Raw genomic sequence first — 16,163 nt, 5'->3', positions numbered from 1 at the left:
CTCCTAGGTGATGTCGGATTCGGCGAGCGCCTGCAGCTCGTCGGTGTACGCCTGCCCGAGGCTGGTCAGCATCGCCAACGTGGCGGCCGCCTCGGTCTCGTCGATCTTCGACATGGCGAACCCGACATGGACGAGCACCCAGTCTCCGATTCCTATCTGGTCCGGACCGAGCAGGCCGATGTTGATCGCCCGTCGGACGCCCACGACGTCCACGATGGCGAGGTCGTCGTGGCCGGCTTTGATCTCGACGATCTCGCCCGGGATTCCTAGGCACATCGGCTCATTCGTCCTTTCCGGTCACATTTTCTCGATCTTGATGTAGCGCCGCAGCGCGGGTAGTTCCTTCCAGAACATCCCCACCACGGCGACGCCGGCCACCAGCGCCAACAGCTTTCGCACAGCTCACCTCCTTCGGACCCGCGCCGGCTCAGCCCGGCGGCAGGTTCGGCATGATCGGCAGGACCGGGCCGTGCTTCTTGGGCCGGATGCCGGTCGAGCGGCGGGCATCCACCGTCCCGTCATCGTGATGGCCCGCCTGCTTCCTTCTCCGCGAGTTGCCCTCCTCGACGCCCTTGGTGTGCGCCGGCGCGTCGAGTTCGACATCGGGATCGCCCACTCGGATCTCGCCCATTACCGCCCCCTCCATCAGTCGTTGCCGGACGGCCGACCATGCCGTCGGCCGAGATCGTCGAAGAACCGCGCGATCTCCCGCCACACCGCGCTTCCCCCGGACATGCCCGTCCAGTGCTGCCGGATGAGCGCCACGAGCCGGAAGCAGTCGTCGAGCGGCACCACCCACTGTTGGCCGCCGCCGCGCGGCGTGCCGGTCCACACCAGGAACGCCTCGACCCGTGGCGTCAGCTCGGCCAGCGCGGGTGAGCGCGCCTCGATGGCCCGCCAGGCGCCGGCATCGATCTCCGACTCGGTCGTGCCGAGGGGGCTCGGGTAGTGCCCGAGCACCCGGCCGTCCCGCTGCTTCACGAAGAACACCAGGCCGACCGGCACGCCGAGCTCGTCGGCGGACAGACCGGTCAACCGCCTGCCCTGGGTGGGAAGGAGCTGGTACCGGCCGCCGCCGGCCGCCTCGCGTTCGAACAGCAGGGAGCACGGGGTGCAGGCGCACATCAGCTCCCCGTCCTGCTCGTCCCACACGTGCCGGTGCTCGGGGCCGACCGGCCCGGCGCACATGCCGCAGCGCTCGACCGCGGCCGCGCGCTGCCCGGCGCGGCGGATCGCCCGCTGCAGCGCGCCCGCGGTCATGGCGTGCCACCCAACGCCAGCGGCCCGGCGGCGCGCCCCGCCTCGCGCGTCGTCGCCGCCTCGGGCCGGTCCGGCCGCTGCCACAGGGTGGTGACCGGGATCAGCGCCGGAGCCGGCGCGGGCGCCACCACGTCGACGGCGGACAGCTCCGGCGCGAACGTCAGCACCTGCTCCCGCACCAGGTCCCGCAGGGCCGCGCCGCCACCGCCACACGACCTGGCGGACAGGCTGATCCGCGCCACCTCGTCCTGAACACCGATCAGCGCGATCTCGGCACCCTGCGCGTGCAGCCGCGGCCGGAGGTCGTCGACCGCCCGTGCCACCCGCCGGTCCAGCGGATCCGGATGGATGCGGTGCAACAGCAGCAGGTGCCGCAGCAGCTCGTCGTTGGTGAGCCGGTCGAGCGCGCGGGGGCTGCCGGCGGCGAGGTCGGTGACCCGGGCCAGCGCCTCGCCGTACACCTCGGTCAGCAGCTCGACGGCCTTCAACGCCAGCTCGGCGGTGCGGCCGGGGGTCTGCTCGAGCTGGCCGAGCATGGCGTCCAGGCGGGCCAGCCGCGGCTCGACGGCCGTGTCGTCGAGCCGCTGGAGGTCCGGCTGCTCACCCATGTGACGCGCCGAACATCGGCGAGTGGATCTTCTTGAGGGTACGGCCGCCGCCGACGTACATGTGCACCCCACAGGGCAGGCAGGGATCGAAGCTGCGCACCGCCCGCATGATGTCGACGCCCTTGAAGTTGTCCGGGCCGTTCTCCTCGAAGATCGGCATGTTCTGGATCGAGTCCTCGTACGGCCCCGGGGTGCCGTAGCTGTCGCGGGGACTGCCGTTCCACGGCGTCGGCGGATACGGGTGGTAGTTGGCGATCTTGCGGTCCCTGATCACGATGTGGTGCGAAAGGGTGCCCCGTACGGCCTCGTGGAAGCCGCACCCGATGGCCTCGTCCGGCACGTCGAACTCGGTGAAGACCCGCATGTCGCCGGCGCGCATCCGCTCCATCGCCCGTTCCAGGAAGTACAGCGACATGGCCGCGGCGTACGCGATGAAGTAGGCCCGCGAGCGGTCTCGCTCCAGTGCGTTCGACCATTTCGGGATCTTCCACTCCAGCGTCATCTCGGGCAGCTGCTGGCTCTTGGGGAGCGAGATCAGCACGCTGTGCCCGGTCGACTTGACGTACGGGGTGTCGACCATCTTCGCCAGTGCGGTGGTGTACAGCCGGGCGAAGCAGCCGCCGCCGGTGTCCAGCGCGAGATGCTCTCCGCTGCTCTTGTCGAACCAGCGGGGGCTCATCACCCAGCTGTACTTGTCGTTGAAGTCGCGCTTGCCCGGATCCGGGAGGGTGGTCTGGTTCCAGGGGTGGCGGATGTCGACCGGATTGCCGAGCGGGTCGTACTTGACGAATGGCTCCTCCTGGCCGACCCAGTCCTTGTAGTACGAGCTGCCGAGCAGGATCCGGATGCCGAGGTTGATGTCGACCAGGTCCGTGGTGAGCAGCTTGCCGTCGACGACGATGCCGGGGGTGACGTGCATGGCCCGCCCCCAGTTCGTCATGGTCTCGTACCGGTAGTCGACGACGTCGGGGTTCTGGAACGAGCCCCAGCAGCCGAGCAGGACCCGGCGGCGGCCGACCTCCTCGTAGCCGGGCAGCGCCTCGTACCAGAAGTCGAAGATGTCGTCGTTCAGGGCGACGGCCTTCTTGACGAAGTCCAGGATGCTGATCAGCCGGCTCAGGTAGTCGGTGAACAGCGACGGCTGCGGCATGGTGCCGACGCCGCCGGGGTAGACCGTCGACGGGTGGACGTGCCGGCCCTCCATGAGGCAGAACATCTCCCGGGTCGTCCGGCTGACCTTCAGCGCCTCCTTGTAGACCTCGCCCTCGAACGGGTTGTAGGCCCGCATGATGTCGGCGATCGTCCGGTAGCCGTGGATGTCCCGGCCCGGTGCCGCGGTGACTTCCGCACGGGCGAGGACGCTGGGGTTGGTCTGCTTGACCATCGCCTCGCAGAAGTCGACGAAGACGAGATTGTCCTGGAAGAGGGTGTGGTCGAACATGTACTCGGCGGCCTCGCCGAGGTTGATGATCCACTCGGCCAGCGGCGGGGTCTTGATGCCGTACGCCATGTTCTGCGCGTACACCGAGCAGGTCGTGTGGTTGTCGCCGCAGATGCCGCAGATCCGGCTGGTGATGAAGCCGGCGTCCCGCGGGTCCTTGCCCTTCATGAACACCGAGTAGCCGCGGAACAGCGACGACGTGGTGTGGCATTCGGCGACCACCCGGTTCGCGAAGTCGATCTTCGTGTAGACGCCGAGGTTGCCGATGATCCGGGTGATCGGATCCCAGGCCATCTCCACCAGTTCGCCGGGCTTCTGGCCGGCGGCCGGCTTCGGTTTCGTCGCGGTCACGGTCGGTTCCTCTCCTCTGCTGCCTGACGACGGGGGTCCGCCGGACCGTAGGGACGCCAGCGGGGGTTGTAGCCGCTGGTGAGCTCCGGACCGTTGTGGTGCCACTTCGGTTCCCGGTTGGCGGTGGCGTTGGTGATGCCGCGCAGGCGGCGGATCAACGCGCCGTACGGCTTGATGAGCAGCGTGGACAGGCTGCCACCGGGAGGCATGTCCATGAACGGCATGAACTTGTCGGGGAAGCCCGGCATGGTGCAGCCGATGCAGATGCCGCCGACGTTGGGGCAGCCGCCCACGCCGCCCATCCAGCCGCGCTTCGGGACGTTGCAGTTGATGACCGGCCCCCAGCAGCCGATCTTCACCTGGCACTTGGGCGAGTTGTAGTCCTTGGCGAAGTCGGCCTGCTCGTAGTAGGCGGCCCGGTCGCAGCCCTCGTGCACGGTCTTGCCGAACAGCCACTGCGGCCGCAGCATGTGGTCCAGCGGCGGGGGCGGCGCCGAGCCGGCGGCGTGGTAGAGCACCCAGGTCAGGGTCTCCATGAAGTTCTCCGGCTGGATCGGGCAGCCCGGGACGTTGACGATCGGCAGGCCGCCCTGCGACCGGAAGTCCCACCCGAGATAGTCGGCCAGGCCCATGCAGCCGGTCGGGTTGCCCGCCATGGCGTGGATGCCGCCGTACGTCGCGCAGGTGCCGGCGGCGACGACCGCCCACGCCTTCGGCGCCAACTGGTCGATCCACCAGTTCAGGGTCAGCGGCTCACCGGTGGCCTCGTCGTTGCCGAACGACGTCCAGTACCCGTCGCCGTTGATGTTCTCGTTCGGGATCGAGCCCTCGATCACGAGGATGAACGGCTCGGTCATCTCCCCACGAGCCGCCTTCCGGTACGGCGCCAGGAACTCCTCGCCGCCGGCCGCCGGCGACAACACCTTGTTGTGCAGGTTGACCTTCGGCAGACCGGGAACGAGCCCGAGCACGATGTCCTCGATCGCCGGCTGACCGGAGGCCGTCATCGACACGGTATCTCCGTCACAACTCATGCCCTCGGAGATCCAGAGAATGGTGACCTCGTCGAACCCGTTCTCCTGCGGGATCACCGCGGTGTCGCGTACGCCCTCTGTCATCAACAGATTCCTTCCGTGGATACTCCGGCCTTCAGGCCGGGGAGGAAACGGAACCCCTGCGAAGCAGAACAGGGACAGCCGATCCGCCGCCTGGGCCGATCGGCGTCTGCCCGCGTGTCACCGCGAGCGTCACCGCTCGGCTCGCTAGCATGTGGACGGTGACCAGGGCGGTGAAGCGGGCGTACAAATACCGCTTCTACCCGGTCCCCGAGCAGGCCGGCCTGCTGAACCGGACGTTTGGGTGTGTCCGCAAGGTCTACAACCTGGCCCTGCACGCGCGGACCGAGGCGTGGCAGCAGCGGCAGGAGCGGGTCACCTACAACGCCACCAGCGCGATGCTCACCGAGTGGAAGAGAACCGAGGAGCTGGCCTTCCTCAACGAGGTGTCGTCGGTGCCGTTGCAGCAGACGCTGCGGCACCTGCAGGGCGCGTTCGTCGCGTTCTGGGACAAGCGTGCCCGCTACCCGCGTTTCAAGAGCAGGAAGCGGTCGCGGGCGTCGGCCGAGTTCACCTCCAGCGCGTTCCGCTACCCCTACGGCACACTCGTGCTGGCGAAGATGGCCGAGCCGTTGGACATCGTCTGGTCCCGACCGCTGCCCGAAGGGCAGGTCCCGTCCACCGTGACCGTGTCCCGCGATGCCGCCGGGCGGTGGTTCGTGTCCCTGCTGTGCGCCGACACCATCACCCCCGCACCGGTCAGCAGCGCGGCGGTTGGTATCGACGCCGGCCTGGACTCGCTGCTGACCCCCACCGGGGAGAAGATCACCAACCCCCGGCACGAACGCGCCGACCGCGCCCGCCTCGCCAAGGCTCAGCGGGAGCTGGCCCGCAAGGAGAAAGGCTCCAACAACCGGGCCAAGGCCAGGCTCGTCGTCGCCCGGGTCCATGCCCGCATCGCCGACCGCCGGCGGGACCTCCTGCACAAGCTGACCAGTCGACTCGTGCGTGACAACCAAACGCTCGTGATCGAGGACCTGACCGTGCGCAACATGGTCAAGAACCACTCCCTCGCCCGCGCCATCTCCGACGCGTCCTGGCGACAGTTCCGCGAACTGCTCACCTACAAGTGCGCCTGGTACGGCCGGGACCTGGTCGTGATCGACCGCTGGTACCCGTCCTCCAAGGTTTGCTCGACCTGCGGAGCCATAGCGGAGACCATGCCGTTGAACGTGCGGGCGTGGACGTGCCGGTGCGGTGCCGTCCACGACCGCGACGTGAACGCGGCACGTAACATTCTGACCGCCGGGCTGGCGGTGACGGCCTGTGGAGCCGGTGTAAGACCTCAACGGGACTCCTCCCGGACGGGGCGGTCGGCGACGAAGCAGGAAACCCCTGGGGCGACCCAGGGAATCCCCCACCTTTAGGCGGGGGAGGATGTCAAGTGCGTGGCCTCCCTTGCATCCGATCCCGCAGCCGGTCGTAGATGGCCGCCACCGGCGCCGCGAGGGCCAGCGCCGGCGGCTTGTCCGGCGCGTGCGGGTGCGGGCGCGTCGGGGCGGCCTGTTTGCCCTGGTCGATCTCCCGGCCCAGCTCGCTGAGGGCCTGCTCGTCGGCCCGGGCGCACAGCTGCGGCATGAGCTCGTTCTCGTCGTCCCGCACATGCCGGGCGACGGCCGACGCCAGCCGCGCCATCAGCTCGTCCTGCGCCGGATCTCCCACCCGGCAGCGGTCCAGTTGAAGCAGCAACTCCTTGATGGGCGCGTGCCCGGCGAGGTGTTCGTCGACCCGCCCGCCGTCCAACACCCGCGCGGCGAACGGGTAGAAGAGCACCTCCTCGAGCGCGGCGTGCTTCGACAGTTCGCGGACGATGATCTCGACAACGGCGCGTCGCTGTGCGTCAGAGGCCGCCGCCCGGTAGTCCCGGAAGAGCTGTTCCACCACGCGGTGGTCGTGCCGCAGCAACTCCGTGGCGTCCATCAGAGCGCCCCGGCCCCGACGGCTTCCACGGTGATCGATTCCAGGACGACGTCGTCGCTCCCGGTGATCTCGATGTCGACGCTGCCGCACCCTGGGCAGGCGACCATCGCGAGGTGGTCGTGCACCGGTGAGCCGCGACCGCAGTCGTGGCACCGCACCGTCATCGGTTCGAGCACCAGGTCGACGGCGGCGTCGGCCACCACCGTGCCAGCCGAGGCCACCTGGATGCCCTGCGTGACGACATCGGGGTCGACGGCATGGCCGCCGATCCGCACCCGCAGCCCGGTGACCCGGCGCCCGGCGGCTCTGCGTACCGCCGCCGCCACGATCGCCTCGGACAGACCCGTCTCATGCATCGGCGGTCACCTCCCTCCCTGCTGCCGCCTGCTGGCAACTCCCAGGCAGCTCCATCGCCGCGGTGAGCCGCGCGGCTTCCTCCTGCGCGATTTCGACCACCGTCCGGACCGCCTCATCGACGACGCCGGCGACCGGAGCCGACAACCCCATGCGCTCGGCGAGGTCGGCGGGCTGGCAGCCCACCACCAGGACACGCTCGATACTGCCGCCCAGGCTGCGCAGCAGGCGCAGCACCGACTCGGGATCCATGCCGTGCGCGTCGGCGGCCGGCGAATCCAGCACGTCGGCCGGCCGTAGCCGCCAGCCGGGGTCGTCGAGATCCACCTGGAGGACGGCCAGCGTCCCGGGCGGCTCGTCCAGCGGCAACGCGTCCACCATGACCAGCACGTCGTGCCGACCGTCAAGCAGATCGTAGGCCAGATGCATCCCCCGAATGCCGTAATCGGACACCTCCACCTCCGGAGGCAGGACGGCGTCCCTGAGGCGCCGCACGACCTCCACGCCGAAGGCGTCGTCGCCGAGGAAGATGTTGCCGATCCCGGCGACCAGGACCCGGCCGCCGCCGTCGCTTCTCATCACGCCTCCACCTCTGCGGTCAACGGCTCGACCTCGTCCGGACGGAAGTGCCGCAGGCGCCCGTACCACTGGTGAAGCTCACCGCCGGGGTCGTCGTCCACCGTCACCGCCAGGAACCGCGACCCGTCGACGTCCAGCAGCACCTGCTCCACCCGACCGGTCCGGCCCGCCAGGAACATGTCGTGCGCGTCGGTGCCGCGCCGGCGGGGTCGCAACCGGATCCGGCTACCCCTGGACAGCAGGGTGCCCGCGACGAGGACGGTGTCGGTCTCCGGCGCGATCCCCGCGTCGGCACCGGGCTCCCACCACGGCAGTGCCGGGTCGGCGGTGACATCGTTCGGCCGGTGGACCGGCGCCAGGGCCCGAATGGCTCCGTGCAACCGTTCGAGCATCTCGGGCGGCATGCCCTCGACGCGGTCCAGGATGGCCGCGGCACGGGGATCGGTGGCCCGGACCTCGCGCTTCTCCGCATCGGAGAGCGTGAGCGTACGCAGGGAGAGGATCTCGTCGATCTCGGTCGCGTCGTGCAGGTCGCCCGGACTCTCCGGCGCGATCTGGGGATGGTCGTAGAGAATGACGGGTGACGACAGAAGGAGGTCGGACCTGCCCGGCTCGCCGGCGAGCACCGGAAAGGTGTGCACGTTCCGGCAGTCCCGCGCCGCCTGCGCCGCCCATTCGGGCGGATCGAGCACGGACAGGAACCGCCCCCGACTGACCGAGGCCAGCGTGTGCGCGGCGAGCAGGCAGCACCGCAACGCTTCGTCACGCGGGCTGTCCGCCGGGGTCGTCCGGTCCGTGTTCTCGACCCGTATCCTGAGCCGCAGCAACCGGAAGGGCGTCCGACACGGGACGGCGGAGACGGTGACCTGCGCGGACAACGGCCACCGGCGGCGCACCACCCGCCCGACCGGCTCACCCCGATCACCGACCAACGGCTCGACGTCCTCGCCGCCCGGTATTCGGACGTCGAAGCGGCGCCCGCGGCGCAGGTCGGCGACCGACGCCTCGACGTCGAACCTCCGCGGCACCGCCTCGTCGAAGCTCAGTTCCGTGCGGTCACCGGCGTCGACTCGGTCGACCGCCCGGTGGACGCCGTCGGCTGTCCGTTCCTCCACCACCCTGCGTTGCAGCTGCAGGAACCGCAACCTGATGCGGACGATCGTCGTATCATGCGCCTCCACCAGGCACTCGGTCTGCTGCCACGGCGCCTCGGCCGAGCCTGCGACGCTGCTGTCACGCAGACCGTGCGCCTCCCCCCACTCGGGGGGCACGAGCACACCGAATTGCCAGCGGACGCGGTTCTTGCCCGACGACCGCCGATAGGGGTAGAGCAGATATCCCTCGTACAGGACAGCCTCCGTGATCGCCTCGGCGTCCTCGAAGCCGGCACTGGGGCGAGACGTCCGCATGGTGTTCCACCCCCTCCATGAGCACCCGAGAACCGTTCGGGCAAGCGGTCACTCTGGTCTAGCCCGCCGGACGGAGCAGCCGTAAGTGCCCCTTGTCCGTAGGTGACGACAGCCGTCACCGGACCGGGTGAACCACGTCGTGGGAGCGCGGCGGACCGCGACCCGCTTCGGGGGTCCAGCAGTCGATAGGGCGGGAGCCCCGGCTGTTCAGGGCCGGGAGGAAGGCCCCGAGAAGACCGTCCTCGGTCGGGCGAGCCGTTCGCCGTCGACAGTCAGGTCGACTCTCTCGTTGTAGAAGGCGACCAGGCCGGCGATCGGCAGGACCTGCCGGGTGGGGAAGTCGTAGGACCAGGCCAGGTCCGGGTGGATCGTCTCTCCGGTGCGTACCGACCAGTAGGCGCTGGTGCGACCCTTGTACGGGCAGGAGGTCACCGTGTCCGAGGCGATCAGGTGTTCGTGGTGCACGTCGGTGCGGTTGACGTAGTAGCGGGTCGGCAGGCCCGTCTCGAAGACCATGACAGGTGAGTCCGACTCGGCCAGCAGGACTCCGTCGACCTCGACGCGTACCCGACGGGTCGAGCGCAGCGCGTCCACCCGGCTGTACGGGCTGCGGGGGTGGACGAAGACCTCCTCGTCCTCCTCGTACCAGGCGTCCATGGCGGTCCAGTCGAACCGCACCGTGCCCCGCAGCCCGGGCAGCGCGTCGTCGCCGTAGACCCGGCCGGCGGCGGACCGCACGCCGTCGTCCACCCGCAGCCCGTGCAGCCGCGCCGTCCCCCGTGACGAGGGCTCCGTGCGCTGTTCGTCGATCAACAGGTCAGGGCGTACGTCGGCCAGGGGGAGGTAGTACTGCGGGTAGGGCGGTGCCTCCCACACGTAGCGGGCTGCGGTGGTGTCCGCGACCAGATTGCCGGCGGCGAAGGCACGGATCCGGCGCGGTACCGGCTCGACGTGGTCGACCGGGACGATCAACCGTGGGTAGTTCGACAACGGCAGGCCTCCGTTCCGGCTACGGCGCCGGCTCGGACGGCCTCGCGCCGGCTCTGGCTCAGCCTATGCGTTGGTTGCCCCGGCCGGCCCGGCTTGGCCTGGTCCGCACGACTTCCCAGCTCGGCACCCGTCGAGGCCGCGTCCCGGCGTCGCCGCTCAGGCCAGGTCGAGCTGCACCGTGGCGATCTCCCAGGCGCGCAACGGCAGGCGGACCAGGCCGTCGGCGTCGACGGCCAGCCGGTCGCCCGGCCGACCCAGCAGGTCGGCCCGCCACGCCCCCCGGACACCCCGCCCGGCCCCGAGGACCGCGCAGGTACCGGTCGGGGTCTCGGCCACCACCCGCACCTCGACCCGGCCCGGCCGGTCCCGGACGCTGGTGAGCACCACCCCCGGGCCGGCCACGGTCAGCCCGGTGGCCGGGCCCGGCAGCGCGACGGACGGCAGCCCCGTACCGGCGAAGGCCAGCAGCTCGTGCCGGTACGCCTCGGCCGCCTCGGCCACCCCCGCCGCGTGCCACTCGCCCCGCAACGGCAGCACCGCCAGTTCGACGGTCCGCTCGCCGCGGCACTGGGCCGACGGGGTGGGCAGCTGCGGGCCGGCCGGCTCGTCGCGCAGGGCGTGCCGGTTGCGCGACAGCATCCCGATCGACCGCAGCACCGTCACGGCCAGCTCGCGCCCGGAGTCGGTCAGCTCGTACTCGGTGGGCTGGGTCAGCAGCACCGCCAGCGACCCGTCCGGCCCGCCGGCGGCCACGAACCCGGACGCCGGGAACGTCGGCAGCGGCACCTCGCCGCCGCCGCCCTCCGCGGTCAGCCCCCGCTCCACCACCGCGAACTGGCCCTCGGCGTACGACGCGCGGGCCGGGGACGGCAGCGGCAGGTGCAGCCGGACCCGGTGGTCGTCGCAGCGGTTGTCGAACTCGATGCGGAGCCGGGCGAACCGCTCGCCGGAGCGCAGCTCGACCCGGGTGGTGACCACCACCGGCTCCCGGTCCACCACGCGGGAACCGGCGTCGACGTCGGCCGCCACCGGCCAGCGGTACTCGCGCACCACGTCGAGGACGGCCACCAGCGGACCCGCGTGGCGCACCACCGTCCGCACCGCACGGGGCTTGTCGACCAGCTCGTCGGCGGCCGGCGGGGCGTAGTTGTAGCTGTCGCCCACGTCGCCGCCGTCGACGATCCGACCCACCCCGTCCACCGCGACGCCGTCGGGGGTGGACAGCCGCAGTGTGCCGTCCTCGGCGACATCGACGCGCAGCAGTCCGTTGTCGAGGCTCCGGTCGGCGACGGTGACCGGTCCGGGGACCGCGGCATCGCCGGCCGGCAGCGCCACCGGCCGCACCGCGGTGTGGCCGAGCGCCGGGACGTCGACCAGCGCGGCGACGCTCAGCCGGGGTGCGGCGACGATGCGGACCCGCCACCGATCCGGCTGCCCGGCGCAGGCCAGCGCCAGCTTGACGTCCTCCACGTCGAAGGCGGGATCGCCGTGCCGCGCGACCTCGAAGGTGAGAGTGGCGTCCGCCGGCGACACCGACCACCGGGTGATCTCCTGACCGTAGAGCTCCCGGCCGTGCACCCGGGTCAGCACCGCGGGCAGGTCGGCGGCCGGCACCAGGTCGTCGGCGAGCAGCGTCCGGGCCCGGTCGAGGACCTGCGCGGCCACCGTCCTGCCGTCCGCCCCGGCCAGTCCCACCGCCGCGCCGTCGGGCGCCTCGACGTCCAGCCGCACCAGCGCCGTCCGGGCGGTCGGGCTGGGGTTGAACAGCAGGTACCCGTCGTGCGGCACGGCGGCGGCCAGGCGGGCACCGACCAGGTCGCAGACCGCCCGGCCGAGCTGGTCGGCCTCGGCCAGGCGGGCGGCCACCTGCTCGGCGGTCTCGTCGCAGCCGCACCCGGTCACCGAGTCGTGGCAGCTGGCGTCGATCAGCCGGGTCCACGCCATGTCCAGGAAGCGCTGCACGGACGGGTCGTGCCAGAGCGCGGCGAGCGGTTCGGCGTACCGCTCCACCCGGCGCTCGGCATGGCCCATCGCCTGCTTCAGGTGGGCGCGTACGGAGATCACGCCGGGCAGGATGTTCGCCCGGGCGTGGGAGCGCAGCTCCCCGCGCACGGTGGGCAGCCCGGCCACGGTGGTCGGCTGGGTGGCGAAGTACTCGGCGAGCGTGCCGAGCCGCAGCCGGAGGCCGTCGACGTCGGCGGCGGCGAGCAGGTCGGGGGCGTCCGGGGCCGGCGCGGCATGGTCGGTGCCGTACATGGCGAGGATCGGGGTGGCGGCGCCCTCGGGCCGCCAGCCGCCGAGCCGGGCGGCCAGGTCGGTGGCCCGGCGGTTGACCAGCGCGGCATCGTCCAGCAGGCCGGCCGCGTTGCCGTACCCGCCGGGCAGGTACTCGGTGCGCACGGAGGTGCCGTCCGGCGCCTGCCAGGCGAACGCGTGGGTGCGGACCCGGTCGGGGACGCCGCGGAACACGCAGGCGTGGGCCAGCCCGGCCCCGGCCAGGATCTGCGGCATCTGGGCGATGTGACCGAACATGTCGGGCAGGTAGCCCACCGGCATGGCGCCGCCCAGATCGGCGCTGCGGGTCAGCCCGCGCTCCAGGTTGCGCACGATGTTCTCCCCGGAGCAGAGGAACTCGTCGAGCAGGATCTGCCACGGCCCGACCGCCAGCCGTCCGGCGCGGACCAGGGCGATCACCTGCTCGCGCCGCTCCGGGCGCACCTCCAGGTAGTCGTCCACCGCGGCGAGTTGGCCGTCGAGGGTGAACCGCTGCCGCTCGTCGCGTTCCATCCGTGTGAACACGTCGTCCAGCAGTGCCACCAGCCGCAGCCGGAACCGCTGGAACGGCTCGTACCACTCCCGGTCCCAGTGGGTGTGCGGCACGACGATGATCTCGGTCGGTCGTGTCATGGGCTCGCCGCCTCTCCGCCGATCGCCGCCCCGGTCAGCTCACCGTAGCGGCGTACCACCTGTTGGCTGGTCCGTACGTCGGTCGCGCCCTCGGCGATCCCGGTCAGCGGTGGCGCGCCCGCGGTGACCATCGCGTGGAAGGCCACCAGCTCCTGCTCGAACGCCTCGGTCACCGACTGGAACGCCGCCCGCCGCTCACCGCCGCGGTGGGCCTCCACAAGGGTCAGTGTGGTGGGCGCGTTGAGCAGGTACGGCGACGGGAAGACCAGTTCCAGCGAGCCGCGGGCGTGGTGCAGGGTCACCGTCTCCCGGTAGGCCGGGTAGTCGGGCAGGTTGAGCCAGCGGATGCCGTAGCGGGCCCCGCCCGGCAGCCGCCCGCTGATCTCCACCGACGGCTCCGCCGGCCCGTCGGGCGCCAGCGGCCAGGTCGCGACGTGCTCCACGGTGGCCGGCGCGCCGGTGAACAGGCGCAGCAGCGACAGGTCGTGGGAGATGCTGTTGATCAGGATCTGGTAGAGGGTGCACGCGCCGGGGTCACCACCGACCGCGGCGTCGAGCAGCGCGGCGTCGGCCGCGCGTAGCCGGGCCGCCTCCCCGGGCGGCACGTCGGCGGGGGACGGCGGCAGGTTGGCGAACGCGAGCTGCCGGTCGCCGCCGGCGTGCAGCACGCTCACCTCGACCGCGTGGACCCGCTCGGCGCCGCCCCACTCGTCGAGCAGGCGGGCGGCCTCGGCCACCGCCGGGTCGTACTGCTTCATGTAGCCGACCATCAGCGCCGGCGCACCGCCGCTCAGCTCGGTCAGGCGGGCCGCCTCCGCGAGGGTGTAGGCCAGCGGCTTCTCGCAGAGCACCGGCAGGCCCGCGCGCAGGGCCAGCGCGGCCAGCTCACCGTGCGAGCCGGAGGTCGCCAGCAGCAGCGCGTCGTACCCGCCGTCGGCCAGCATCGCGGTGGCGTCGGTGTACCGGCGGCCCGGCTCGACGCCGTACCGGCCGCCCAGTTCGGCCACCCGGGTGGGGGAGAGGTCGCCGAGCGCGACGACCTTGAACAGGTCTCCGCGGCGTTGCAGCAGCGGCAGGTGCACCGTACGGGCGATGGTGCCCAGCCCGGCGACCGCGATCCGGATTCGCTTGCCGGGTTCGGTCATCGCAGCGCCTCCTCCAGCCAGCGCCGGTTGGCGTGCTGGTCGGCCAGCGTCCGGTCGAGGTCCCGCCCGTGCGCCGGCGCGTCCTGTTCGATCACCAGCCAGCCGGTGTAGCCGATGGCGTCGAGGCCGGTGAGCACCCCGGCGACGTCGACGTCACCGGCGCCCAGAGCGCAGAAGCCGCCGGCGGCGACCACGTCGGAGAGGCCACCGCCGGCCGCCCGGACCCGCTCGTGGACGGCCAGGTCGGCGTCCTTCAGGTGCACCTGCCCGATCCGGCCGGCCCACCGGCGTACCGCCGCGACCGGGTCGCCGCCGGCCAGCAGCAGGTGCCCGGTGTCCAGGCAGACCGCGATGTCGGTGAGTTCGAGCAGCCGGTCGGCCTCGGCCTCGGTCTCCACGTCGGTGCCGAGGTGGTAGTGGAACACCGGTTCCAGGCCCCGGTCCCGGCAGCGGTCGGCGGCCTGCTGCACCCGGGCGGCGAACTCCGGCCAGGCGCCGGCCGGCAGCACCGCGCCCAGTTCGGCCGGGGTGCCGGGCCGGGCCATGCGGGCGGGGTTGCCGGGGCAGGCCAGCGTGGGTCGGGGGGCGAACCGGGGGTCGTCGGCCGGTACGGCGGTGAACGCGTCGAGCGCCGCGTCGAGCTGGGCCAGGTCCTCGGTGAAGCCGTCCGGGTCGGCGTAGCGCAGGTCGACCCAGCCGCCGGCGAGCCGGATACCGGCCGCCGCGAGCCGGCCGGCCAGCACCTCGCCGATGCCGAGGTAGCCGATGGGCCCGGAGTCCACTCCGTCGTACCCGTCGCCGGACAGGGCCGCCAGCAACTCGTCGGGGCTGAGGAGGGCGTCGTCGGGCTGGTAGATGCCGTGGTTGACGGGTGCGCCGGCCACCCGGGTGCGTCCGGTCAGCTGCACAGTGCGATCACCTCCATGCGGTGGGTTTCCAGGACGTGCAGGCCGTCGCCGGCGGGGAGCCGGCACCGGTCGCCGCGGACGACGCGGTGGCTGCCGTCCGGACAGCCGAGCAGCGCGCCGTCCGCGTCGAGCGCGAGCAGTTCGTCGCCGAGGCGGAGCAGCAGCGGCGCGCCGGGGTCGGCGGACACGGCGGTACGGCCGGCCCGCAGCGCGTCGAGCACGGCGGCCCGGGGTTCGCGGTCGGTGTCGGCCAGCAGCCAGGTGGTGGGGGAGCCGGGCGGTGCGTCGTCGCCGGGGCGGTGGAAGTCGCTGCCGCCGACCGCCACCACGTCCGGGCGCCAGGCTCGCGCCCACGCCAGCGGCGCGCCCCAGGTGCGGTCCCACCAGCCCGAGTGCCACACCTCGGCCAGCCGGGTACGGGTGGTCAGCGGCTGCCGCCACGCGCAGTCACCGCCGAGGGGATGGTTGACCGACATCAGTCCGCCGGCCCGCTCCGCGGTGGCCAGCCACACGTCGGGCGGCTGCCGGAAGTCGACCCAGCCGACCGGGCCGAACACGTTGGCGTGCCCCCGGTCGGTGGTCACCTCCTGGCCGGGCAGCAGGGTGAGGCCGTACCGGGCCGAGGCGTCGGGCAGCCACGGGTGGTGGCTGACGGTGTTGTGGTCGGTGACGGCGAGGAAGTCCAGGCCCCGGGCGGCGGCGAGGGCGGCCAGTTCGTCGATGGTGGCCGCGCCGTCGCTGTGCACGGTGTGTGCGTGCAGGTCCCCGGCGAGCCAGTGCCGGCCGTCCACCTCGGGCAGCGCGCGGCGCGGCGGACGGTCCGGCCGCGGCGGTGCCGCCGGCGGCACCGGGGCGGCCAGCCTGGTGGTGCTGGTGGTGGCGGTGACCTCGTAGTCCAGGCCGTCGGGTGGGATCCGGTGCAACCGGAGCAGGACCTGCCACTCGCCGGGCTCCAGCTCGCCGGGCAGGTACCCGGGGGTGGCCCAGTCGGCGGCCAGGGTGTAGCCGTCGCGGGCACCGCCCGACCAGCCCCGGAAGCCGGCCGGCCCGACGCAGCCGAGGTCGAGCACCCCGGCCTGCCGGGGGTAGTCGAGGCGTACCGTGAGCGCGGCGGTGCCCGGGGGCACGGTGACCGGCAGGGCCCGCAGCACGCTGTCGGCGCGGTCCGACAAGGTC

Annotated in this window: 16 protein-coding genes; 1 reads left to right on the top strand and 15 read right to left on the bottom strand. The window is 72.2% G+C overall.

Going from position 1 to position 16,163, the window contains the following annotated elements:
* Positions 1 to 3: 3 nt before the first annotated feature.
* The 6 genes from AB0I41_RS00420 to AB0I41_RS00395 form a co-directional block, all read right to left on the bottom strand.
* Positions 4 to 276, bottom strand: a complete 273-nt coding sequence (locus AB0I41_RS00420; protein WP_357099922.1) for a HypC/HybG/HupF family hydrogenase formation chaperone — start codon at positions 274 to 276, stop codon at positions 4 to 6.
* Positions 277 to 427: 151 nt separating this feature from the next.
* The gene (locus AB0I41_RS00415) at positions 428 to 631 is read right to left on the bottom strand and encodes a hypothetical protein (RefSeq protein WP_357099919.1); all 204 of its coding nucleotides are present in this window, start codon (positions 629 to 631) and stop codon (positions 428 to 430) included.
* 14 nt (positions 632 to 645) lie between these two features.
* Positions 646 to 1,260 carry a DUF5947 family protein gene (locus AB0I41_RS00410; RefSeq protein WP_357099916.1) on the bottom strand — a complete coding sequence of 205 codons (615 nt, stop codon included), beginning with the start codon at positions 1,258 to 1,260 and terminating at the stop codon, positions 646 to 648.
* Positions 1,257 to 1,868, bottom strand: coding sequence for a hypothetical protein (locus tag AB0I41_RS00405; protein ID WP_357099913.1), 612 nt, complete (start codon positions 1,866 to 1,868; stop codon positions 1,257 to 1,259). Before AB0I41_RS00405 ends, AB0I41_RS00410 begins: the two co-directional genes overlap by 4 nt.
* Complete coding sequence (locus AB0I41_RS00400) at positions 1,861 to 3,660, bottom strand: nickel-dependent hydrogenase large subunit (RefSeq protein ID WP_357099910.1); 1,800 nt, start codon at positions 3,658 to 3,660, stop codon at positions 1,861 to 1,863. Before AB0I41_RS00400 ends, AB0I41_RS00405 begins: the two co-directional genes overlap by 8 nt.
* Positions 3,657 to 4,778: a hydrogenase expression protein HypE gene (locus tag AB0I41_RS00395; RefSeq protein ID WP_357099907.1), complete on the bottom strand. Its 1,122-nt coding sequence runs from the start codon at positions 4,776 to 4,778 to the stop codon at positions 3,657 to 3,659. The genes AB0I41_RS00400 and AB0I41_RS00395 overlap by 4 nt, the downstream gene beginning before the upstream one ends.
* Before the next feature lie 158 nt (positions 4,779 to 4,936).
* Between AB0I41_RS00395 and AB0I41_RS00390 the strand changes: the two genes are divergently transcribed.
* Positions 4,937 to 6,142 carry an RNA-guided endonuclease TnpB family protein gene (locus AB0I41_RS00390; RefSeq protein ID WP_357099904.1) on the top strand — a complete coding sequence of 402 codons (1,206 nt, stop codon included), beginning with the start codon at positions 4,937 to 4,939 and terminating at the stop codon, positions 6,140 to 6,142.
* A 13-nt stretch (positions 6,143 to 6,155) separates the two neighbouring features.
* Here the strand turns inward: AB0I41_RS00390 and AB0I41_RS00385 are convergent, their stop codons facing one another.
* The 9 genes from AB0I41_RS00385 to AB0I41_RS00345 form a co-directional block, all read right to left on the bottom strand.
* Positions 6,156 to 6,695 carry a hemerythrin domain-containing protein gene (locus tag AB0I41_RS00385; RefSeq protein WP_357099901.1) on the bottom strand — a complete coding sequence of 180 codons (540 nt, stop codon included), beginning with the start codon at positions 6,693 to 6,695 and terminating at the stop codon, positions 6,156 to 6,158.
* A complete protein-coding gene (locus tag AB0I41_RS00380) occupies positions 6,695 to 7,051 on the bottom strand; it encodes a hydrogenase maturation nickel metallochaperone HypA (RefSeq protein WP_357099898.1) in 357 nt (118 codons plus the stop codon). Before AB0I41_RS00380 ends, AB0I41_RS00385 begins: the two co-directional genes overlap by 1 nt.
* On the bottom strand, positions 7,044 to 7,628 hold the full coding sequence (locus tag AB0I41_RS00375; protein WP_357099895.1) for a hydrogenase maturation protease: 585 nt from the start codon (positions 7,626 to 7,628) through the stop codon (positions 7,044 to 7,046). The genes AB0I41_RS00380 and AB0I41_RS00375 overlap by 8 nt, the downstream gene beginning before the upstream one ends.
* Positions 7,628 to 9,037 (bottom strand): hypothetical protein, encoded by a 1,410-nt coding sequence (locus AB0I41_RS00370; RefSeq protein WP_357099892.1) that lies wholly within the window; start codon positions 9,035 to 9,037, stop codon positions 7,628 to 7,630. The genes AB0I41_RS00375 and AB0I41_RS00370 overlap by 1 nt, the downstream gene beginning before the upstream one ends.
* A gap of 207 nt (positions 9,038 to 9,244) precedes the next feature.
* Positions 9,245 to 10,027 (bottom strand): DUF427 domain-containing protein, encoded by a 783-nt coding sequence (locus tag AB0I41_RS00365; RefSeq protein ID WP_357099889.1) that lies wholly within the window; start codon positions 10,025 to 10,027, stop codon positions 9,245 to 9,247.
* A gap of 156 nt (positions 10,028 to 10,183) precedes the next feature.
* A complete protein-coding gene (locus tag AB0I41_RS00360) occupies positions 10,184 to 12,934 on the bottom strand; it encodes a hypothetical protein (RefSeq protein ID WP_357099886.1) in 2,751 nt (916 codons plus the stop codon).
* Positions 12,931 to 14,079, bottom strand: coding sequence for a Gfo/Idh/MocA family oxidoreductase (locus AB0I41_RS00355; RefSeq protein WP_357099883.1), 1,149 nt, complete (start codon positions 14,077 to 14,079; stop codon positions 12,931 to 12,933). The genes AB0I41_RS00360 and AB0I41_RS00355 overlap by 4 nt, the downstream gene beginning before the upstream one ends.
* On the bottom strand, positions 14,076 to 14,987 hold the full coding sequence (locus tag AB0I41_RS00350) for a sugar phosphate isomerase/epimerase (protein ID WP_357099880.1): 912 nt from the start codon (positions 14,985 to 14,987) through the stop codon (positions 14,076 to 14,078). Before AB0I41_RS00350 ends, AB0I41_RS00355 begins: the two co-directional genes overlap by 4 nt.
* On the bottom strand, positions 14,978 to 16,159 hold the full coding sequence (locus tag AB0I41_RS00345; protein ID WP_357099877.1) for a CehA/McbA family metallohydrolase: 1,182 nt from the start codon (positions 16,157 to 16,159) through the stop codon (positions 14,978 to 14,980). The genes AB0I41_RS00350 and AB0I41_RS00345 overlap by 10 nt, the downstream gene beginning before the upstream one ends.
* Positions 16,160 to 16,163 lie beyond the last annotated feature (4 nt).

Source organism: Micromonospora sp. NPDC050200 (assembly GCF_040656135.1).
Taxonomy (GTDB): Bacteria; Actinomycetota; Actinomycetes; order Mycobacteriales; family Micromonosporaceae; genus Micromonospora.
This window is presented reverse-complemented; position numbering and strand designations above follow the sequence as displayed.